Annotated in this window: 19 protein-coding genes and 1 riboswitch; of the genes, 5 read left to right on the top strand and 14 right to left on the bottom strand. The window is 67.9% G+C overall.

Annotated elements, in window-relative coordinates:
- Window positions 1–66: 66 nt before the first annotated feature.
- Window positions 67–999, bottom strand: coding sequence for a tRNA (guanosine(46)-N7)-methyltransferase TrmB (gene trmB / locus ACHMXB_RS15530; RefSeq protein WP_395399736.1), 933 nt, complete (start codon window positions 997–999; stop codon window positions 67–69).
- Between the two features lie 185 nt (window positions 1,000–1,184).
- On the opposite strand from trmB, the gene ACHMXB_RS15525 reads away from it, so the two are divergent.
- Complete coding sequence (locus ACHMXB_RS15525) at window positions 1,185–2,432, top strand: FAD-dependent oxidoreductase (protein WP_395399734.1); 1,248 nt, start codon at window positions 1,185–1,187, stop codon at window positions 2,430–2,432.
- Between the two features lie 65 nt (window positions 2,433–2,497).
- Here ACHMXB_RS15525 and ACHMXB_RS15520 read toward each other — a convergent pair whose 3' ends face one another.
- On the bottom strand, window positions 2,498–2,749 hold the full coding sequence (locus tag ACHMXB_RS15520) for a hypothetical protein (RefSeq protein ID WP_395399732.1): 252 nt from the start codon (window positions 2,747–2,749) through the stop codon (window positions 2,498–2,500).
- Between the two features lie 357 nt (window positions 2,750–3,106).
- Here ACHMXB_RS15520 and ACHMXB_RS15515 point away from each other — a divergent pair, with 357 nt between their 5' ends.
- A complete protein-coding gene (locus ACHMXB_RS15515; RefSeq protein WP_395399730.1) occupies window positions 3,107–4,405 on the top strand; it encodes an MFS transporter in 1,299 nt (432 codons plus the stop codon).
- A gap of 74 nt (window positions 4,406–4,479) precedes the next feature.
- Here ACHMXB_RS15515 and ACHMXB_RS15510 read toward each other — a convergent pair whose 3' ends face one another.
- Together ACHMXB_RS15510 and ACHMXB_RS15505 are read right to left on the bottom strand one after the other, a co-directional pair.
- Window positions 4,480–5,769 (bottom strand): MFS transporter, encoded by a 1,290-nt coding sequence (locus tag ACHMXB_RS15510; protein ID WP_395399728.1) that lies wholly within the window; start codon window positions 5,767–5,769, stop codon window positions 4,480–4,482.
- A gap of 24 nt (window positions 5,770–5,793) precedes the next feature.
- Window positions 5,794–7,047: a M20 family metallopeptidase gene (locus tag ACHMXB_RS15505; protein ID WP_395399726.1), complete on the bottom strand. Its 1,254-nt coding sequence runs from the start codon at window positions 7,045–7,047 to the stop codon at window positions 5,794–5,796.
- Window positions 7,048–7,127: 80 nt separating this feature from the next.
- Between ACHMXB_RS15505 and ACHMXB_RS15500 the strand changes: the two genes are divergently transcribed.
- Together ACHMXB_RS15500 and ACHMXB_RS15495 are read left to right on the top strand one after the other, a co-directional pair.
- On the top strand, window positions 7,128–8,222 hold the full coding sequence (locus ACHMXB_RS15500; protein WP_395399724.1) for an Lrp/AsnC family transcriptional regulator: 1,095 nt from the start codon (window positions 7,128–7,130) through the stop codon (window positions 8,220–8,222).
- A 17-nt stretch (window positions 8,223–8,239) separates the two neighbouring features.
- Entirely contained in the window at window positions 8,240–9,640 is a 1,401-nt protein-coding gene (locus ACHMXB_RS15495; protein ID WP_395399722.1) for an MFS transporter, read from the top strand.
- A gap of 216 nt (window positions 9,641–9,856) precedes the next feature.
- On the opposite strand, the gene ACHMXB_RS15490 is transcribed toward ACHMXB_RS15495, so the two are convergent.
- The 5 genes from ACHMXB_RS15490 to cycA form a co-directional block, all read right to left on the bottom strand.
- The gene (locus ACHMXB_RS15490; protein WP_395399720.1) at window positions 9,857–10,561 is read right to left on the bottom strand and encodes an SAM-dependent methyltransferase; all 705 of its coding nucleotides are present in this window, start codon (window positions 10,559–10,561) and stop codon (window positions 9,857–9,859) included.
- A 43-nt stretch (window positions 10,562–10,604) separates the two neighbouring features.
- On the bottom strand, window positions 10,605–10,934 hold the full coding sequence (locus tag ACHMXB_RS15485; RefSeq protein WP_395399718.1) for a Rieske (2Fe-2S) protein: 330 nt from the start codon (window positions 10,932–10,934) through the stop codon (window positions 10,605–10,607).
- Window positions 10,931–13,444: a nitrite reductase large subunit NirB gene (gene nirB, locus ACHMXB_RS15480; RefSeq protein ID WP_395399716.1), complete on the bottom strand. Its 2,514-nt coding sequence runs from the start codon at window positions 13,442–13,444 to the stop codon at window positions 10,931–10,933. Before nirB ends, ACHMXB_RS15485 begins: the two co-directional genes overlap by 4 nt.
- Complete coding sequence (locus tag ACHMXB_RS15475) at window positions 13,444–13,791, bottom strand: molybdopterin oxidoreductase (RefSeq protein ID WP_190604760.1); 348 nt, start codon at window positions 13,789–13,791, stop codon at window positions 13,444–13,446. Before ACHMXB_RS15475 ends, nirB begins: the two co-directional genes overlap by 1 nt.
- Window positions 13,792–14,020: 229 nt before the next feature.
- On the bottom strand, window positions 14,021–15,508 hold the full coding sequence (gene cycA, locus ACHMXB_RS15470) for a D-serine/D-alanine/glycine transporter (protein ID WP_395399714.1): 1,488 nt from the start codon (window positions 15,506–15,508) through the stop codon (window positions 14,021–14,023).
- A 667-nt stretch (window positions 15,509–16,175) separates the two neighbouring features.
- Between cycA and ACHMXB_RS15465 the strand changes: the two genes are divergently transcribed.
- Window positions 16,176–18,044 carry a DEAD/DEAH box helicase gene (locus ACHMXB_RS15465; RefSeq protein WP_395399712.1) on the top strand — a complete coding sequence of 623 codons (1,869 nt, stop codon included), beginning with the start codon at window positions 16,176–16,178 and terminating at the stop codon, window positions 18,042–18,044.
- A gap of 106 nt (window positions 18,045–18,150) precedes the next feature.
- On the opposite strand, the gene ACHMXB_RS15460 is transcribed toward ACHMXB_RS15465, so the two are convergent.
- The 5 genes from ACHMXB_RS15460 to ACHMXB_RS15440 all read right to left on the bottom strand — a co-directional run bounded on the left by ACHMXB_RS15460 (window position 18,151) and on the right by ACHMXB_RS15440 (window position 20,910).
- On the bottom strand, window positions 18,151–18,801 hold the full coding sequence (locus ACHMXB_RS15460) for an MBL fold metallo-hydrolase (RefSeq protein WP_395399710.1): 651 nt from the start codon (window positions 18,799–18,801) through the stop codon (window positions 18,151–18,153).
- Between the two features lie 9 nt (window positions 18,802–18,810).
- The gene (locus ACHMXB_RS15455) at window positions 18,811–19,194 is read right to left on the bottom strand and encodes a DMT family transporter (protein WP_395405300.1); all 384 of its coding nucleotides are present in this window, start codon (window positions 19,192–19,194) and stop codon (window positions 18,811–18,813) included.
- Window positions 19,194–19,517 carry a DMT family transporter gene (locus tag ACHMXB_RS15450; protein WP_395399708.1) on the bottom strand — a complete coding sequence of 108 codons (324 nt, stop codon included), beginning with the start codon at window positions 19,515–19,517 and terminating at the stop codon, window positions 19,194–19,196. Before ACHMXB_RS15450 ends, ACHMXB_RS15455 begins: the two co-directional genes overlap by 1 nt.
- A 9-nt stretch (window positions 19,518–19,526) precedes the next feature.
- Window positions 19,527–19,593: riboswitch (guanidine-III (ykkC-III) riboswitch) on the bottom strand.
- An 80-nt stretch (window positions 19,594–19,673) separates the two neighbouring features.
- A complete protein-coding gene (locus tag ACHMXB_RS15445) occupies window positions 19,674–20,204 on the bottom strand; it encodes a ferritin (RefSeq protein WP_236805413.1) in 531 nt (176 codons plus the stop codon).
- A 43-nt stretch (window positions 20,205–20,247) separates the two neighbouring features.
- The gene (locus tag ACHMXB_RS15440; protein ID WP_395399706.1) at window positions 20,248–20,910 is read right to left on the bottom strand and encodes a HutD family protein; all 663 of its coding nucleotides are present in this window, start codon (window positions 20,908–20,910) and stop codon (window positions 20,248–20,250) included.
- Window positions 20,911–20,949: the final 39 nt, after the last annotated feature.

Below are 20,949 nucleotides of genomic sequence, written 5' to 3'. Positions count from 1 at the left end.
GTGGCACTCCGCCACACGCTTATCGTGCCACGGCGTGGCGCCCGGGAACAGAGGCCCCGGACGGGGTTAAACCCGCCGGTAGCAGAGGTCGAAAATCATGCGGCCGGCTTCGTGCGCCTTGCTCTCGAAGCTGGTGCGGATACGGCCCTCGAAGCGGGGCGCCCAGCCGCCTCTTTCGTCGATGCCCTCGTTGGGTCCCGTGTGTTCCGTGCTCACGGGCGCCCGTCCTTCCTTGACCGGCGCGCCGCCCACCAGCGACTCGACGCCGGTCTGCCACACGTGTGTGAGGGGGCTTTCGGGACCGCTGCGCTCGCCGTTGTGAAGGTTTTCGAACGCCTCCGATCCGGCGAGGACGTCGCGCACGTGTACGGCGTAGTTGGACCAGTCGGTGGCGATGCGCCAGAGGCCGCCCGGCTTCAGTGCCTTCGCGGCGAGCTCGGCGAATTCCGGCTGGATCAAGCGGCGCTTGTGGTGCCGGGACTTGTGCCAGGGGTCCGGGAAGAAAACCCACAGCTCGCTGACCGAGCCGGCCGGGAGCATGGTGGCCAGGACCTCCGGAGCGTTCGCCTCGACGACCCGCACATTGGTCAAGCCACGGCTGTTGATCTTGATCATGGTGTTGGCCAGGCCGGGGGTGTAGACCTCCACGGCGAGGAAGTCCGTGTCCGGGTTTTCCTCCGCGGCATGGCAGATGGCATCGCCCAGGCCTGAGCCGATTTCTACGATCAGCGGTGCCTTGCGCCCGAACTCGGCTTCGGCATCAAACGTGTAGTCGGGGTGGACCGAGGTGTTGGCAATATGGCGGGGCACATCGATGGCCCATCGGCCGGAGTGCTCCTCCCAGGCCGCCTGGCGGCGCCCCTGCAGTCGGGTTCCGCGTCGAACGAAGCTGACCGGCCGTCCGCCGTAGGTCCCGTAGGAGGCCTGGCTTCCCGGCGTGACCGGCCTGGGCTGGTTAGGATTTGCCGACGGCTGCGGGGATTCGGGAGATTCGCTCATCCCCTCCAGAATACCGGCGGTTTTCGGCGGCCTAAGCCAGTTACGCCGTGCAGCAGGGCGGCGTACAGTGTTGCTATTCCGCCGGGCGCCCAAGCGAAACGCTCATGAGCCGCCGCCCGTCCCTTGGGACGTTTTCCAGCCGTGACGGCGGATGAATGCATAACAACGCAGCTTCAGGAAACACCATGGAACCATCTGCATTCCTCTCTGAACCCGCGAATTCCCCGGGCACCGTAGCCATCCTCGGGGCGGGACCGGCCGGGCTGGTACTCGCAATTTCGTTAGCCCGGCGCGGGCTGTCCGCCACCGTCATCGAACGCGATGTCCCTCCGGACATTGCGCCGCGGTTCAATCCGGACCGTTCCTACACCATCGACATCTCAGGGCATGGGCTCAAGGCACTCCGCCACATCGAGGCCGTGGCGGAGTTCGACCGCCGCATATTCCGTTTTAAGGGCCTCAAGATCCCGGGTCGTGGAACGGAGGAGTGGACACTGCCCGGGTGGACCGGATCGCGGGGCGACATCCTCCGGGCGCTCATGTCGGTCCTGGATCAACATAAGGACAGGGTGTCAATGGAGTTCGAAACCACTGTGGAAGGCGTCGACCCAGTCACAGGTTCGGTGAAATCCCGGCAGCGATCCGGGGAATCGAACATCAGGACGTTCGGCCTGCTCGTTGGGGCCGACGGGGCCGGATCCACAGTTCGGTCGGCGCTTCAAGCCCGCATTCCCGGGTTTGCGGTCACCTCCAAGTCCTTTCCCAACTACTGCACGATGATTGAGCTCGATAACGTCGGGGACCGGCTGGACAAGAACTATCTCCACGGACTTTCGACCCGGCCCTTCTGCGTGGCAGGGGCCATAAAGGGTGATGCCGGGCAGGACTCGGCCCGGTGGTTCTGTGCCATCGGAACGAAGGAGAAGATCCGGTTCTCGGGAACGGAGGAGGCACGCAGATTTCTGCAGACGCGGTGTCCCCGGGTTCTTGAATTCGCTGGCGACGGACAGGTATCGGCCTTCGCAAACAGGACGTGCTACCACATCGGCCGCAGCCTGACCTGTTCCCAGTTCCATGGCGGCAAAGCAGTCCTGATCGGGGACGCAGCCGCGCCTTACCCGCCGATCGGACAGGGAGTGAACGGGGCCATGGAATCAGCCATGGTCCTGGACCAGTGCATCCGGGACACCGGCAATTCGCCGGACCGGTTGCCGCAGGCGGCCGAAACGTACACGGAAAGGTGGAAGCCGGAAGCCGACGCGGTGTCCTGGATCAGTGAACGAAGCCTCTTCGAGAACCGGTTTCACACTGTCCGTGCTCTTGCCACGTCAATGCTGGGGTTGAGCATCTTCGAGCAGGCCAAAAGTGCGGATGTGCCTTACTCCGAGGTCCGCCGCCGGGCCGAGCGCCTGTGGCCGCTCTGGGCGCGCTGACCCCGAGACCCGGTGCCGGCTGCACTGCTTCCGGCGCTTTCGCAATAGTGGAGCGGGGCCGGGGGTCACGAGAAGGCACCGAACTCGCCACTGAACAACGGAAAGACAATTATGGCCGTCTCCACGCCTGCCACGATGAGTCCCGCGATACCTGTGCGCCGCACACCGGAACCTCGCACCGACCGCTTTAGGGCAATGAGTCCCAAGGTCAGGGACAACGCTGCCAACAACGCAGGCAGACTGTAGAAGACAATGTTCGCCACCCACTCTTTGCCGTTACTGCCTGTGTCGGGCCGGTTGAACAGCATAGCCAGCATGGCGGGATAGATAGTGACGACTCCGCAAGGCAGAATCAGGGCTCCGCAGACCAGAGCGGCCAGTGCCTCGCCGTACCCGCCCGGGCTCTGGCGCGATATGCCTGCATGCCGGGACCTTGGTCCCGAGGACCCGGACTAATGGGGCCGTACGGTGGCGGCGGAGCGCCGGGCTCAGGCGCCTGGGGAAAGCTCATGGTTTCCCCTTCTTCAAGTCGGCCGGGCTGGCCCTGGAAACAGCTAGGTGCCGACCAGGGTATTGGCTGCCGGCTGCATGCTCTACCGTGCTGCTCCCGTATGTGGATAACCACCCAGGCCCGGCAGCCCGGCCACGCGCAGGGGGACTGCAAGAATGGGCGGGTGATCGATGCCCAGAATTCCCGCAGCCACGGCAGCCTGCCGCAGCGTCCATCCGTTAGCGCGGACACCCTCGTGGACGCAGAGGCCGACGACGTCCCCGCCGCCGAACCCACTCGCGTGACCGGCCGCCGGGCCCTGGCCTACCTGGGCCTGTGCCTGGTGCTGATCGGACTGAACCTGAGGACTGTGTTCTCCAGTTTTTCGGCGGTGCTGCCCGAGGTGACGTCCGACGCCGGCCTGCCCGGCTGGGCAGTGGTTGTGCTGACCACGGTTCCCGTCACCCTGCTCGGCGTTTTCGCGCCGCTGGCTCCGGTCCTGGCCCGCCGGTTCGGCGCGGAGCGGGTCCTGCTCGGAGCGATGACAGTCCTGACAGCTGGCCTGCTCCTCCGGCCGGCCGAAATTCCGGGCGCCGGGCACCTGCCGGCACTGTTCGCCGGGACGGCCGCGTGCGGGGCCGCCATTGCGCTATGCAACGTCCTGTTGCCCGGGCTGGTGAAGCGAGACTTTCCGCACCGGCTCGGCCTGATGGGCGGCCTCTACACCACGGCCATCTGCGCCTCCGCCGCCCTGGGCGCCGGCTTCACCTACCCCGTTTTCAGCGCTACCGGCCAGTGGACGTCGGCGCTGTGGTTCTGGGCGGCACCGGCCGCCGTCGTACTTCTGCTCTTCCTGCCGGTGGCCGTACGGCAGCGGCACGGGCAGCACAAGACGGTGCGGGACGGCGTGAATGTGTGGCGCTCGGCGGTGGCCTGGCAGGTCACCATCTTCATGGTGCTGCAGGCGATGATGTCCTTCAGCGTCTTCGCCTGGCTCGCGCCGATCCTGCGCGAGCGCGGGGTGGACGGCGGAACGGCCGGGCTGATTGTGTCCGTGTCCATTGTGCTGCAGATGCTCGGGTCGCTGTTCGCTCCGGCGCTCGCCGCCCGGTTCCGCGACCAGCGGGTGATCAATGCCGTGGTGGCGCTCATGACCGGCGGCGGCTTTGCCCTCAGCATCTTCGGCCCGCTTGATCTGATCTGGGTGTGGACCGGCCTGCTGGGGCTGGGCCAGGGAAGCCTCACCGCCGTCGCCCTGACCATGATCATGCTCCGGACCCGCGACGGGCATTCCGCAGCCCACCTCTCCGGCATGATGCAGGGGGTGGGCTACGGGCTGGGCTCCACCGGCACGCTGCTGGTGGGCCAACTGCACCAGGGCACCGGGTCCTTCGCTGCGGCGGGGCTCCTGTTCCTGGCCGTGGGTACGCTGGCCGCCGTGTTCGGCTACCGGGCAGGGCGGGACAGGTTCGTCGGCGGCTAGTGAGCCCATGTAGGTAGCAGCAGAGGGCGTTCCCAGCGCTGGGAACGCCCTCTGCTGCTACCTGGTTGGGGAGGTTAGTGCGTGAGGTCTTTGCCCTTGGTCTCGGGGATGGTGAAGATGAACGCCACGCTGACGGCCAGCATCACCACCGCGTAGACGTTGAACAGGTCCGGCATGTGGATGGTGGTTCCCAGCCACTGCTGCAGGTAGGGCGCCGTGCCGCCGAACACCGCCACGCAGATGGAATAGGGCACCCCTACGCCGACCGTGCGGATGCTCGTGGGGAACAGCTCGGCGTACACGGCTGGAACGATGGCGGCGCTCGCGGCGATGAAGATGAGCATCACGGACATGCTCACGGCCAGCTGCCAAGCGGAATCCTTCAGCAGCCACGTCATCGGGAAGTGCATGACGGCGGAACCGATGGCGCCTGCCCACAGCACCTTCTTGCGGCCGATCCGGTCCGAGAGCTTGCCCCAGACCGGAAGCGCGGCAATGAAGACAATGTTGCCGATGACGCCGGCCCAGAGTGCCTCGCCGCGGTCGATCTTCAGCGCAGTGGTCGCATAGCTGGGTGCCACCACGCCCCAGATGTAGTAGATCACTGTGAGGCCCACGGTCAGGCCGATCACCTGCATTGCCTGCTTGCGGTACCGGACAATCTGCGGCCAGAGCGGGGCGCGCTTTTCCGTGGCGGTCTCGCCCTCGAATACATCCGTCTCGTGCAGCCGGGACCGCATGATCAGTGCGTACAGCCCCATCGCGGCTCCGATCAGGAACGGAATGCGCCAGCCCCAGGCGTTCATGACCTCCGTGGTCAGTGCCATGTTCAGGACGGCGCCCAGCAGCGTGCCGAACAGGATCCCGACCGTGCCGGAGGTGTAGATCAGGGTAGCCCAGAAGCCGCGGTGTTCCCGGGGCGCCATTTCGGAGAGGTAGGTCTGCGACGACGGCAGCTCGCCGCCGTGGGCCAGGCCCTGGACCAGCCGGGCCACCAGCAGCATCAGCGACGCGAAGGCGCCGACGCTGGCGAACGTGGGGGCGATGCCGATCATCAGGCTGCCCAGCGACGCCAGGCCGACGGCGAGCGTCATGGACGCCTTGCGGCCCACCCGGTCACCGATCCAGCCGAACAGGAAGCCCCCAAACGGACGGGCAACGAAGCCGACGGCGAAGATCGCCAGCGTGGACAGTACGGCTGAAGCGGGGTCGGACTTGCTGAACAGCTGGCTGGCGATGAAGGGCGTAAAGGTGGCGTAGATGGCCCAGTCGTACCACTCGACGGCGTTTCCGATGCCGGTGCCGATGATGGTCTTGCGGGTCGTGATCCGGCCCTCGCGCTGGGTGTTGATGATGGCGGTCATGGTTGTCTCCCTGGTATGGGCGGGCTAGAGAGCCGGAACGGAAGCGGGGACCCGGGCGCCGGCAGCGGCCAGGGCATCCAGGCGGGTGATGGCGAGTTCCGCGTAGAGCGCGGCCCCGTCAGCCAGCACGCCGTCGTCGAACGTTGCGTACGGCGAGTGGTTGAACGGGGAGGTGGCGTGGTCCGCGTCCTGGGGGACGGCGCTCAGCCCGACAAACGTGCCGGGCACCTCGGCCAGGACCCGGGAGAAGTCCTCGGAGCCGCTGAGCGGTGTGGCCCACCGCGAGAGCCTCGAGTCGCCGAACAGTTCGGAGATGACCTTTTCGGCGGTGTGCGTCTCGTCCTGGTCTGTGATGGTGAGGGGGTATTCCTGCTGGTAGTCCACGTCGACGTCGAGGCCGTGTGCCGCCGCGATGCCCTTGAGCAGCCGCGGGACTGCGTCCATCATCCGCTGCCGGTTCTCTTCGGAGAACGTGCGGATGGTGGCTTCGATCCGGGCCGTTTCGGGGATGACGTTGCGCTTGGTGCCCGCATGGAGCACGCCGACGGAGAGGACCACGGGATCGAACATGTTGAACTGGCGCGTGACCATGACCTGCAGGGCCGTGACCATCTCGGCCGCGGCCGTCACCGGATCCTTGGCCGAATGCGGGGCGGAGCCATGGCCGCCGGCTCCGAGCACGGTGACCACCAGGCCGTCGGAGGCGCTGAGCATCACACCGGGCTTGGTGCAGAACGTTCCGTGCGGCTCGAGCGAGGAGAACACGTGCATGCCGTAGGCCGCATCCACGCGCCGGCCGGCTGCGTCCAGGACGCCTTCGCGGATCATGTAGCTCGCGCCGTCGAAGCCTTCCTCGCCGGGCTGGAACATCAGGACGACGTCGCCCGCCAGCCGGTGCTGCCGCTCGGCAAGGAGCGTGGCTGCGCCGGTGAGCATGGAGGTGTGCAGGTCATGGCCGCAGGCGTGCATGGCGCCGTCGATGGTGGAGGTGTATCCGACGCCGGTCTTCTCCTGGACGGGAAGCCCGTCCATGTCTGCCCGGAGCAGCACGGCGGGAGCGGTGCCTGAAGATGCGCCGGTAGCCCCGCCGCGCAGAACTGCGGTGACCGACGTCGTCTCCTCGCCCAGGGTGATTTCATATGGCAGGCCCTCGAGGGCCTTCAGCACCTTCTCCTGCGTCCGCGGCAGCTGCAGTCCGATTTCGGGTTCCCGGTGCAGCTCATGGCGGAACCGGGCAAGGTCTTCCTGCATGCGGCGGGCGTCTGCGGCAATCGGCACGTGTTCTCCTCGTTGGTGGTCCGGTGCTGTGGGTCTATTCTGGAGTGGCCTGCTTCACACTCGGCCGAAGTGCTGGAAAGATGCAAAAGCCCGGGCCGAAATGCAGGATTCGTGCAGTATCGACCCGAAGGGAGGATCCGCTGGATGTCACGGAGGAGGACCTCGCGCTGATCAACGCCCTGCAGATCGCACCGCGGCTGAGTTGGGCCGACGCCGCGGAGGTCCTGGGCGTGCACGCCACCACCCTGGCCGCGCGGTGGGAGCGGCTCACCGCCGGCGGTGCCGCCTGGGTCACGGCTCATCCGATGGGGGATCCGCAGAAGATGTGCCTCGCGTTCGTTGATGTCGAGTGCGAACTCCACCGCCGGGCGGAGGTCACCCGGGCTCTGGCGGCGGTGCCGGAGATCGTCACCGTGGAGGAGGCAGCGAGCAACCGGGACCTGATGCTGACGGTCATCACCGGCTCCCTGCAGCACTTCACCGCGGTGGCGTCGAAGCTGCACGCCATTGAAGGGCTGGTCAAATACCAGACCGCACTTGCCACGCGGCTGCACACCGGCGCCTACGCCTGGCGCATCAACGTCCTCAACCGCAGCCAGCTCCATGCGCTCAGGGCGCTCGCCGGTCCCGAGGCCGCAGGGTCGGCACCCTCGGCGGCGGTGGGGGAGCCGCTGCCTGCCAGCCATCTGGCGATCCTGCCGTTCCTGTCGACGGACGGCCGGGCGACGGCGGCGGAAATCGCCAGGGCGCTGGGCCGGCATCCGGCCACCGTGCAGCGCCAGCTGAACAGGGTGCTTGCCAGCGGCGTCCTCTCCTTCCGCTGCGAGATCGCGCAGAGGTATTCGGGCTTCCCTGTCACCTGCCACTGGTTCGCCAACGTCCCGCCGGGCCAGCATGAGGCAGCGGCGGAGGAGCTCCGCAGCTTCCGGAATGTGCGGCTGAGCGCCTCCACCACCGGGCGCACCAACTTCGTCATCATCATGTGGCTGCAGTCGCTCGCTGATGTCATGACCGCTGAGCTGGCCCTTCAGCAGCGCATCCCGGGCATCGAGCTGGTGGAGAGCGTGGTCATGCTGAGGACGGTCAAGCGGGTGGGCTGGATGCTCAACCCCGATTCGACGGCCAGCGGTGACGTTGTCGCCGTGACCACCGGCGCCCCCGAGCTGGTGGGCTGACCGTGCACGAATCTGCCGTGTCCGCCCCGCCCGGCGCCGGGATCCTCCAGCGGCCCTACCTGCTGGTGACGGTGGGGGCCTGCGCCCTGGTATTTCTCGCCGCGTTCGAGTCCCTCGCCGTCACCACCGTCATGCCCGTGGTGAGCCGGGAGCTTGGCGGGGCCGGCCTGTACGCGCTCGCCTTCGCGGGCCCGCTGGCCACCGGCGTGGTGGGCATGGTGGGCGCCGGGAACTGGTCCGACAGGCGCGGGCCCATCGGCCCGCTCCTCGCCTCCGTGGCGGTCTTTGCGCTGGGCCTGCTGGTGGCGGGCACAGCCGGCACCATGTGGGCGGTGGTGGCCGGCCGGCTGGTGCAGGGGTTGGGCGGCGGCGCCATGACGGTGGCCCTGTACGTGGTGGTGGCCAGGGTCTATCCGCCAGTCCTGCACCCCAAGATCTTCGCCGCCTTCTCCGCCGCGTGGGTCATCCCGTCCCTCGTGGGGCCGTTCGCCGCCGGGCTTGTGGCCCAACTGGCGAGCTGGCACTGGGTGTTCCTCGGTGTCGTCGTGCTGGTACTCCCTGCCCTGGCGATGCTCCTTCCTGCGCTGCGAGGCGTCCGGTCCGGCAACGCGAACGGGAACGGCAACGGCAACGTGAACGGCAACGCGAACGTGAACGGTGCAGATGCGGGGGGCGGGCAAGCGCCCTGGGCGCTGGGACGGTTGGCCTGGGCGGCCCTGGCCGCTCTTGCGGTTCTGGGCCTGAACCTGTCCTCCGGGCTTCCGGCGGCCGGACCGCTCCTGGCGGGGGCCGCCGTCGTGATTGCACTGCTGGCCGTCAGGCCGCTGATGCCGCCCGGAACTCTCACCGCCCGGCGGGGCCTGCCCAGCGTGATCCTGATCCGCGGACTGGTTGCGGCCGGATTCTTCGGTGCCGAGGTGTACCTGCCGTACCTGCTCGTGGAGCGCTACGCCTTCTCGCCGACGTTCGCCGGCCTTACGCTGACCGGCGGAGCCCTCGCCTGGGCCGCGGCGTCGGGTATCCAAAGCCGTCTGGGAGGGCGGCTGGGCAGCCCGGCCGCCGTGCGGATCGGCTCCCTGATGGTGCTGCTGGCCATTGCGCTGGCGCTGGTGACGACGGCGCTTGGCTGGCCGGCCGCCGTCGCGATTGCCGGCTGGGTTCTTGCCGGCGGCGGGATGGGACTGGCGTATCCAAGGCTGAGCGTGATGACGCTGGCACTTTCCACGCCGGACACGGAAGGCTTCAACAGTTCGGCGATGTCCATTTCCGATTCCCTGGGCGGTGCCCTCGCGCTCGCCGCCACAGGAATCGTGTTCACGGCATTCACGACGACGGCGGCTTCCTTCGCCGGCGTCTTCGTGCTGACCGCGGTGATCGCCGCCGCCGCGGTCGCCATGGCGCCCCGCGTCGCCCACTAGCTTGCACTCCAATGGAATAGGTCAGATGCGGGGGAGGACCCTGTAGTAGAGGTGGGGCGGCGTCGCCCTGGAACGCCGCGGTCTGCTCAAGCTTAGGAATGGCTGAGTCCGGCGATGGGGCAGTCGATGGGATGCTGGCCGTCCCAGCCGTTTGTCAGGTCGAAGTTCCGGCGGCCCACCAGCATGGCGCCCGCCGGAGACATTGGGTGGGTGGTTCTAGGAGCGCGGCTGCTGCAGGCGGGTGGCGCGCAGGACGGCGTCGGCGAGCGTGGCCGACTGCCCGTCCGGGCCCGTGGCCGCCCGTTCCCGGGTGGCCGCAACCTCCACGTGCCACGCGGGCGGGGCGATGCCGAGCTCGGCCGCGGCCTGCTCCGCCGTGAAGAGCATCCTTGAACCCGCGTGGCCGTCGCCCCCGTGCGAGTGGCTGTGTCCCTCGGCGTGGCTGTCCTCATCCGAAGTGCTCCGCCAGGGCGGCAGGCCGTCGGGATGGTGGCCGACGATCAGCAGTGTCCCGCCCGGTCGCACCGCATCCGCTGCCACCCGGTGCGGCCGCTGCCATGGGGCCTCGGTGGAGTGCAGGAACTGGGCGGACACGAGGTCGAACTGCTCCTCCGGCGCCCACGCGTCAAGGTCGCGCTGCAGCCACGTGATGCGGCTCCTGGCCGCCGAATCCGCGGCGTGCTGCTCGGCCCGTTTAAGTGCGACGGCGGAGACGTCCACCGCTGTCACCGTCCAGCCCTGCTCGGCGAGCCACAGGGCGTCGGCGCCCTCTCCGCAGCCCAGGTCAAGGGCAGTGCCGGGCTCCAGCCCGGTTGCTTCGGCCACCAGCTGCGGGTTGGGCCGGCCGCTCCACACGCGCGGCCTGCTGCGGTACATTTCGTCCCAATGGCGCGCGGCGCCGTCGTGCCCTTCGTGATCCATGGGGATCACCCTGCCACAGAATCGGGGGCCCAACTAGGGCAAGTCAGGGGAGTCGGACCACCACGTTTTGCGAGCCGTCGGCGAACACCGGGTAGCTCCGCAGGGGGCCGGCGCCGGTGGTGGAGCAGCCTGTCTCCAGGTCAAACGCGTGCTGGTGCAGCGGGCACATCACCACGTCCCGGTCGATGGTGCCGTCGGCGATGGGGCCGCCTTTGTGCGGGCACGCAGCGGACACCGCGCGCAGGGAACCGTCCCGGAGGCGGAACACGGCGATCTGTTCGCCGGCCACCCCGTACGCGCGCCCCTCGCCTACCGGGATCTGGTCCACGGGGCCGAGGACGTGCAGCCCATCGCCGGACAGTCCGGCGCTCATCGGACCGGCACCCGGGGGAGCACCTCGAGCGGGAGCGACGTGCGGAACTGGCCAGGGGTGAAGGGATCGTTGCGCTCGGCCCAGGGGTCGGTATAGCTGTCGACGGACCGCTGCATCGCCTCGTCCAGCCCGGCGGCGATCCCCTCTGCGTCGTCCACGATCACAGCGCGGAGGTGGTCAATCCCGACGCGCGGCACGAAGGAGTATGTGCGTTCAAGCCAGTTGGCGTGTTCCCGGTAGTACTGCATGAACCGACCGGCCAGCAGCGTCACGGTCCCGGGATCGTCCACGGTGGCCAGCAGGTCCCCCTTCCGGATGTGGGCACCCGCCGCGCCCCCGATGTAGATTTCCCAGCGTCCGCCGTCGACCGCCACCACTCCCACGTCCTTGACCAGGGATTCTGCGCAGTTCCGGGGGCAGCCGGACACTGCCAGCTTCAGTTTCGCGGGAGACTCGATGCCCTGGAACCGCGACTCGATCTCGATGCCCAGCTTCGTGGAATCGCCCGTGCCGAAGCGGCAGAACTCCTGGCCCACACAGGTCTTGACGGTGCGGAAGCTCTTGCCATACGCGTAGCCCGAAGGCATGCCCAGATCTGCCCACACCTTCGGCAGGTCCTCCTTGGGAACACCGAGCAGGTCGATCCGCTGCCCACCCGTCAGCTTGACCATCGGGATGTTGTATTTGTCCGCGACGTCGGCGATCCGGCGGAGCTGCTCCGGGGAGGTCACCCCGCCCTTCATCTGCGGCACCACCGAGAAGGTGCCGTCGCGCTGGATGTTGGCGTGGACGCGGTCATTGACGAACCGCGCATCGCGCTCGTCGACGTATTCACCGGCCCACATCATCTTCAGCAGGGACGCCAGGCCCATCTTCGATTTGGCGTGTTCGGTGCCGCCCGGAGCCAGCGCCGCGAACACGGCGGACACCGACCGCAGGCCCTGCGCGCGGATCGCCGCCATCAGCGCGGCTTTCTCCAGAGGCACGCCGGGAACGTACCAGGCCGCCGCCGGGTCCTCCGCCACGGAGCCGTCGGCGGCCCATTCCACCACCTGCCGGACCAGCAGCTTGCAGGACCCGCAGCCCTTGCCGGCCCGGGTTGCGTCCATGACGCCCGACAGCGTGGTGCAGCCGCCGCGCACGGTGTCCGCGATCGCTCGCTTGCTGACGCCGTTGCAGTTGCAGACCTGGGCGTCGCCGTCGAGTTCGGCGACGCCCGCCTCCTCGCCTGGCCCGCCCAGATCGAACAGCAGGGACACCCGTTCCTCGGGCAGCGGCAGTCCACGGTCGAACGCCTGCGTCAGGAAGGCCACCTTGCGGCTGTCCCCGAGCAGCGTGGCGCCCACGATCTTGCTGTCGCGGATCACTATGGACTTGAACACCCCCCTGCTGGGCTCGGAAAACACCACGTGCTCGTCGGTGTCCCGTTCCGGGGCCTGCAGCCCCATGGATGCGACGTCGACGCCGGCCACCTTGAGTTTCGTGGCGGTGCGGGAGCCAAGGTAGGTTGCCTTCGGATTCGCTCCGGTGACATGGTCGGCCAGCACGGCGGCCTGCTCCCACAGCGGCGCCAACAGCCCGTACACCTCCCCGCGGTGCTGGACGCACTCTCCGACGGCATAGATCTCGTCCTCGTCCGGGACGCGCATATGGTCGTCCACCACGATGGCCCGCTCCACCGGCAGGCCGCTGGTCACCGCCACCTCCACATTGGGGCGAATTCCGGCAGCCACCACCACCAGGTCGCAGGCGATGTCCGGCGCATCCCGCAGCTGGACGCCGCGCACCTTGTCGCCGCCCAGGATGGCAGTGGTCCGGCTGCTCGTGTGCACCCTGATGCCAAGTGCCTCCACGCTGCGGCGCAGGACCGCGCCGCCGTCGGGTCCCATCTGGGCGTTCATCAGGTGCCCGCCGGAATGGACGACGTCGACGCCGACACCATGGCTTTGCAGGCCCCGCGCGGCTTCCAGCCCGAGCAGTCCGCCGCCGATCACGACGGCGCGGCGCTGGTGGTCCTGCTGGGCGTACGACACCATGCCCTGGGTGTCATCGATGGTCCGGAAAGCGAACACGCCGGGCAGCAGCCGCCCTCCCGGCGTGTACAGGCCCTCGACGGCGGGCATGGACGAGCGGCTGCCGGTGGCAATGATCAGGACGTCGTACGGCGTGGCCCGGCCGTCGTCGGAGAACACCAGCTTGGCGAAACGGTCGATTTTTTCGACCCGTACTCCCGCGTGCAGCGTGATGCCGTTCTCCCGGTACCAGTCCAGCGAATTCAGGAAAATGCCATCCGCGTCCTCCTCGCCGGAGAGGACATGGCTGAGCATGATCCGGTTGTAGTTGCCATAGGGCTCGTCGCCGAACATGGTGATTCTGTGCTGGACCGCGCCGCCGCGGGCCAGGATTTCCTCGACGGCACGCGCACCGGCCATCCCGTTGCCGATCACCACGAGCCTGCGCCGCGTATCAGCCGGCGTGCTCCGCCCGGAGCGGCTGGCGAGGGCGGTCATCAGTGTTCCACCATGCCCATGTCGACAACGACGGATCCGCTGACCCCCGTGTCCGCCAGCAGCCTCAGCTCGATCAGCGAGCCGCCGTCGATGTCTTCCACCACGCGGAGCGGGACGTGGACGTCGCCCCTGGCCGCAATCGGGAAGTACCGCATGGGCACGCCGTCGCGCATCAGCACCACCGTGATCAGCTCCCCGGAGGAGTTGCCGCCCCGGAAATAGAGGGTCTGGTTGATGACGCCGTCCGGGACGAAATGGGAGAGCTGGCTGTGGATGGGCACGGCCTTTTCGAGCCCCGCACCGTCGAACGGGAAGATGCCCTGAAGGAAGATGTTCTTCAAGATCACGGTCAGATCCTTTCGGCGGAGGAACGCTGCGGCCGCTGGCATCAGCCCGGCATGAGTCCATCCTTCGCCGCACGTGTTACAGAGCCTGGCGGCCTGTGTAATTTCCGCTTAACACCTTCCTCACCGTTTCCCGGAGCGCACCTGGACCGGGCCGGCCGGGAATCGGGGCAAAGAAAAACCGCGCCGCGGCCACCTGGGTGGCCGCAGCGCGGTTTTTCGGGGTGCTGAATTAGGAGTTGGCGGCCGCGGCGGGGACGCTGGTGCCCTCGGCCTTCCACTCCTCGATCCGGGCCTGCTGCAGCGGCGTCTGGCGGTTGAAGTACCAGGCAGCGCCCAGCAGCAGGAACCACACTGGGGCAACCACCAGCGCGAGGCGGGTGTCCTCGGCCTGGGCCAGGGCTACGAGCATGAACACGAAGAAGGCCAGCACCACGTAGGGCATGAAGGCCGAGCCCGGCATCATGAAGGCTGACGCCTCATGGAGTTCCGGCCGGCGGCGGCGGAACACGATGTAGCTGATCAGGATCATCGACCAGACGAACATGGTCAGCACCGAGGCCACGGAGGTGACGATGGTGAAGGCGCCGATCACGGAGTCGCCCGCGTACAGCAGGACCAGGCCGGCCAGCAGGAAGATGCAGGAGAACAGAAGCGCGTTCTGCGGAACCTTGCGGACGCTGAGCTTGCCGAAGGCCTTCGGGGCGTTTCCGTCCTGCGCGAGGCCGTAGACCATGCGCGAGGTGGAGTAGATGCCGGAGTTGGCGCTGGAGGCGGCCGAGGTGAGGACCACGAGGTTGATCACGACGGCGGCGATGCCCAGGCCGGCGAGGGTGAACATGCCGATGAACGGGCTGCTGGCGGCGTCGATGCTGCGCCACGGGTTGACGGCCATGATGACCACCAGGGCGCCCACGTAGAAGAGCAGGACGCGGATCGGGATCGAGTTGATGGCCCGGGGAAGGTTCTTTTCCGGGTCCTTGGTTTCGGCGGCCGCCGTGCCCACGAGTTCGATGCCGGCGAAGGCGAAGATGGCGATCTGGAAGCCGAGGATGAAGCCGAACATGCCGTGCGGGAACATGCCCCCGTCGTTCCACATGTTCGCCAGGTTGGCCACCGCACCGCTCGGCGAGGTGAAGTTGGTGGCGATCATGACCACACCGGTGGCGATCAGGGCGAGGATGGCCACAACCTTGATGATGGCGAACCAGAACTCAGCCTCGCCGAAGGCCTTGACCGTGGGAAGGTTCAGCAGGATGAGGACCACGGGCGTGATCAGTGCCGGGATCCAGAGGGGAGTACCCGGGGCCAGCTTGTCCACGTAGCCGGCGATGGCCACGATGTCGGCCACGCCCGTCACTACCCAGAAGAACCAGTAGGACCAACCGGTGAAGAACCCTGCCCATGGGCCCAGGATGTCGCCGGCGAAGTCGCTGAAGGACTTGTAGTTCAGGTTGGAGAGCAGGATCTCGCCCATGGCCCGCATGACGAAGAACAGCATGAAGCCGATGATCATGTACACGAAGATGACGGACGGGCCGGCGAGGGAGATGGTCTTGCCGGAGCCCATGAACAGGCCGGTGCCGATGGCGCCGCCGATGGCCAAGAGCTGGATGTGGCGGTTGCCAAGTCCACGGGCGAGGTGCGGTTCCTTGCTCTGGCCGGATTCAGCACGCTCTGTGGACGGTTGATCGGAAATGCTGGTGGTGCGTTCAGACATCAAGTCTTCTTCCTTGTCACAGGTGCCGGCACGTAGGGGAAGTTGCCGTGCCGGCCGCGTCGGTCCGCCACAGATGTGACGGAACTAACAGTTGGGATGGTGTTAAGACTATGAGCGGCAAGGCGCGGCAAAGAGTGCGCCCGCCGCCCGCGCTGCTCGGTGGCGGGCGGGCGGGACATTCGCACGCCAAGCTGAGTAGCCCGCCGGAAAAGCGCATTCCTGCAGTCCAGCCGGTACTTGGCCTTGCCAGCAGGAAATTCGCACTGAGCGCGAAACGCTGCAATAGTCTTCGACATATGTCCAGCATGCCAGCCCCAAATGTCGTCCATTGTTGTCCGTGAGCTGCATCACGCCTTATCTGGCGGTGCCGCGAAGGGGATAAAGCGGCGTTGCGACGGGGCAAATAGGGCCCGGAACGCCCGGATGGTAGACTGATGGGACTTGATGTGCAGTGATGCCCGCTTTGCTCCGTAATTTGGAGGGCGGGCTATTTTCACGTGAGAGGCACATCCTGCGTCGATGAACGCTATTGGTCCCGGCGGCCGCTGTTTGAACTCTGGCAGCAGCCCGGTTGACCACCTGACTTTTCTTCGGCGACCCCCTGCGCCAACCGGCGTCGGGGGCCGATATCCGCTGGATACCGCCTGAAAGACCCTGATAAACGCATATGACTACTTTTGCTGCCCTCGGCACGCCCAAGGCACTCACCGAAATCCTGGCCGCCCAGGGCATCGAATCCCCGTTCCCCATCCAGGTCAAGACCCTGCCGGACACCCTGGCCGGCCGCGACGTCCTGGGCCGTGGCCGCACCGGCTCCGGTAAAACCATCGCCTTCGCCATCCCCCTGGTGGCCCGTCTCGCCGAGCGCGAAGCCGCCTACTTCCGCAAGCCGGGCCGCCCCATGGGCCTGGTCCTGGCACCGACCCGTGAACTGGCCACCCAGATCAACGCGACGATCGAGCCGCTGGCCAAGGCCATGGGCCTGAACACCACCGTGATCTATGGCGGCATCTCCCAGGCGCGCCAGGAGAAGGCGCTGCGCGCCGGCGTCGACATTGTCATCGCCTGCCCGGGCCGGCTGGAGGACCTGATCCGCCAGCGCATCCTGACCCTCGAAGCCGTCGAGGTGACGGTGCTGGACGAGGCCGACCACATGGCCGACCTCGGCTTCCTGCCCGTGGTCAAGAAGCTCATGGACATGACCCCGAGCCAGGGCCAGCGCCTGCTGTTCTCCGCCACGCTGGACAACGGCGTGGACAAGATCGTCCAGCGCTACCTGTCCAACCCGCTGACCCACTCCGTGGATGATCCGCAGGCAGCGGTGACCACGATGGAGCACCACGTGCTGGTGGTCAATGACCAGACCGTCAAGAAGCAGCTGATCGTTGAGCTGGCTTCCGGCGCTGGCCGCCGCGTGCTGTTCATGCGCACCAAGCACCACGCCCGCAAGCTGGCCAAGACCCTGACCGACGCCGGGATTCCCGCGGTCGACCTGCACGGCAACCTGTCGCAGAACGCCCGCGACCGCAACCTTGCCGAGTTCTCCTCCGGTGACGTCCGCGTCCTGGTGGCCACCGACGTCGCCGCCCGCGGTGTCCACGTGGACGACGTCGAACTGGTCATCCACGTCGACCCGCCCACCGAACACAAGGCTTACCTGCACCGCTCCGGCCGCACCGCCCGTGCCGGCTCCGACGGCACCGTGGTCACCCTGACCCTGCCCGAGCAGCAGACGGACGTCAAGAAGCTCATGAAGGCTGCCGGCGTCGAGGTCAGCTTCGAGCGGGTCACCGCAAGCTCGCCGATCGTTGCCGAGCTGGTGGGCGCGATCGCCGACAAGGTTGACCCCCGGACCCGTGCGGCACTCCTCGCGGCGAAAGCTCCGCAGCAGGGTGCCGGCAAGTCCACCGGCGCCAACGCGGAGCGCAAGCGCGCACGCCGCCAAGCATCACCCACGGCCGGCGGCCGGGGCGGCCGCGGCGGCCGCGGGCGGGTTGCCGCCGAGGCTCCGCGCACGGACCTGCCCCGCGCCGAACGCCGGGCCGCGACCTACGAGGGCCGCGCCGCTGCACGCGACGCTGCAGACCGCATCGTCGAGCAGAACGAGGACCGCGCCACTGCGGCGGCTGCAGCCCGCCGCAATGCACGCGGCCGCGGCACGGCATCCACGCACCGCAACGACGTTCCCGCGGCCGGCGGCCGTTCATCGGCTGGCCGCGGTTCGGACGGGCGCGCAGCAGAGGGCCGGGGCGATTCCCGCTTCACCCGCAGCGATGCCCCCCGTGGCGGCACCGGCCGCCCGGCCAGCGGCGGCCAGCGGAGCGGGCGTCCCGCTACCGGGCAGCGCGCGGCGGCTGGCAGCAAGACCGGCGGCAACGGTCCGGTCTGGTCCTCCACCACCGGCGGCACCTCGGGCGGCTCGTACTCGGGCGGTTCCTCTTCGGGCGGCAGCGGCCGCTCCGGTGACGGACGTCCGGCCCGCAAGGCCCCGCGCCGCGCGTCGGCCCCGGCGTCGAACGAGCGCCGCGGCCGCTAATCCCCAACCGTGGCCCAGGCCAACCAGCGTCGAGTGCTCCGAAACTGCCGTTTTGAAGGTTGAAAACGGCAGGTATGGAGCACTCGATGTGCTTTAAAGCCGGGATTCACCAGCCGCGGGCGCGCCACTCCTCAAGGTGCGGGCGCTCGGCGCCGAGCGTTGTGGGCTTGCCGTGGCCCGGGTGCACCACGGTGCTGTCCGGGTAGACGTCGAAGACCCGCTCGGTGACGTCCGTGAGCAGCTGGTTGAACCGCTCGGGATCCTTCTGCGTGTTGCCCACGCCGCCAGGGAACAGGGAGTCGCCGGAGAAGATGTGGGCCGGGCCCTCAGGGTCCTGGTAGACGAGCGCCACCGATCCGGGGGTGTGGCCGCGCAGGTGGACGGCGGTGACGTCGAACCCGTCGAAGTTCCCGACGTCGCCGTGGTCCAGCAGCACGTCCACCTTTACAGGCAGTTCCGGGGCGTCGTCGGTGCCGGCGGCGGTCTTGGCGCCGGTGGCTTCAACGAGGCCCGGCAGCGCGCGGACGTGGTCCCAGTGCTGGTGCGTGGTGGCGATGAGCGCCAGCCTGGGCTCGCCTGAGGTGTCCGCCGTGGCGTCCGCCAGCAGGCTCTGGATGGCCGGCAGGTCATCAGCGGCGTCAATCAGCAGCTGCGCTCCCGACTCCTTCGCCGTCAGTAGATACACGTTGTTGTCCATCTCGCTGACCGAGATCCGGCGGATGGTGATGTCCCGAAGTGAGTGCATGAGCGTGTCCATGAGCCCAGTCTAGGGAGCCGGATTGGCACTGTGCTCGGTCCCACGCTGACTGGCAGGGACCGCCGGCAGCATCTTGAGCCCGGCCGCGCATCCCACAATGCCCGCGATGAACAGCACCTTGAGCAGGCTGAAGGGCTCGACGCCGGTGGCCATGGCCCAGCCGACCGTCAGTGCCGCTCCGATCCCCACCCAGACGGCGTAGGCGGTGCCGAGCGGGATGTGCTTCACCGCCATGCCCAGGCCCTGCATGCTGAGCGCGGCCGTCACCACGAAAACGACGGTAGGTAGTGGCCGGGTAAGGCCGTCCGACAGGCCAAGGGCCGTGGCCCAGACGGCTTCCAGGACGGCGGAGGCGAGCAGGATGATCCACGCCGTGGCAGGCTTCGCGAGCATCACGCCACCACTTTCAGGCCAACCACGCACGCGGCAATTCCGGCGAGCAGCAGGAGCCGCGCCGCCGTCGGCCGTTCTACCTTGGCGATAATCGCGTAGGCGGACGTCAGCACCACACCCACGCCGACCCACACCGCGTAGGCGGTGCCGGTGGGAATGGACTGCATGGCGATGCCGAGGCCTGCGGTGCTGGCCACCACCGCGACCAGGAAAAGGGCCCCGGCCGCGACCCGGCGCCGGCCGGAGGACTGGGACGCCCGGTGCAGCGCCGCCGCCCACACCGCCTCGAGGGCACCGGAAAAAATGAGGATGAACCACGACATGACAGATCCTTTGGCCAGTCTTGTCGCGCACCGGGTACTGAACCGTCGTCCGGAGGTCCGGGGAAGGGGACCTTGGTTTTTACCCTAGCAACGCCCGACGGCGGCAGCCACCGTTGGTGGCAAAGCTCACCGCCAGCGGGTCCTGAGCTCCTCGGGTCAGAGGGCGCCGCCGGCCGCCTCCGGTGCTGCGGCATCGCGGCCGCCGTCGCCGATGGTTTCCCGCGCGACGAAGTTCTCGATGTCGAAGGTGTTGTCCGCCCGTTCGGCGATGTTCAGGAGGGTGGTCATCGAGGCGACTTCCTCCACCTGCTCCTTGAGGAACCAGAGCATGAACTGCTCGCCGAGGGCGTCGTCCTCGGCCCGGGCTGCGCGGAAGAGGCTTTCGATGCTGCGGGTGACTTCCTTCTCCTGCTGCAGCGCGAGTGCCAGCGGGTCCGTGACGGAGGCAAAATCATTGCGGACGGCGGGCACGCCGGGGATGCTGACGGAAACGCCGCGGTCCACCATGTACTGCACCATCATCATGGCGTGGTTGCGTTCCTCAACCGACTGCCGGTAGAAGTACCTGGCCAGTTGGGGAAGGTCCTGGTTGGCGAACCAGACGGCCACGGCAATGTACTGCTGCGAGGCTGCGAATTCGTTGCCGATCTGGAGCAGCAGGAGATCACTGAATTTGGACTTGGTCATGGCACCGAGTCTAGGTTCCGGCACCTCCTGCGGACCAGAGCTGTTAGCCGGCCACGGGATCGATGGACACCACGGCCAGGAAGCCGCGGCCCAGGATTTCAGGGGTATGGCTGTCCGAACCCACCACCGAGTCGTAGCGGCCGAGTGCCAGGGGCGCACTGTCCTGCCCGCCGCTCTCCTGCCCGCTGCTCTCCTGTCCAGCACTGTTTTGTCCGGCATTCCCGGGGCTGACCGCTGCCTGGCCCTGCAGCAGGATGCCCAGCTGGCCCTCGAACACGGGATGGGCCCGCTTCTTGGAGAGTTCAACTATGGAGGTGTACGCCTTGAAAGCGCCCTCCCGGGCGATGACGTTGAGGTTGCGGACATCCCCGGTGGGCAGGGCCGAGGAGGAGGCCGCGCCGCCGGGAAACCGGAAAGGCCGGTACTTTTCGAGCGGGTGCTCGGTCCCGTCCACGGACAGCAACAGCAGCTCGCCCTCGACCACGGTCAGCACGCGTTCCATCCCCGGAAAGGGGGAATACTCCCCGGCGCTGGTGACATCGGCGATGCTGACCCGCCAGTCCCACGCGCCGTCGTCGGATGACGTGGCCCCAGCTGAAGCGCCATCAGGCGAAGCGGCCCCGCGGTGGCTGGCAAGCTCGCGGGTGACCCCGCCTCCGTTGCGCCAGGGCTGGGGTTTGAGGTCGGCGAAGCGGATGATCTGCATCAGCCCAGCCTATCCGCGCGTTGCCCGCACACTCTCTCC

The sequence above is a fragment of the Arthrobacter sp. UC242_113 genome, assembly GCF_044054585.1.
Classification (GTDB): Bacteria; Actinomycetota; Actinomycetes; order Actinomycetales; family Micrococcaceae; genus Arthrobacter.
The sequence above is the reverse complement of the archived record's forward strand: the minus strand, read 5'-3'. Positions and strand labels throughout refer to the sequence as shown.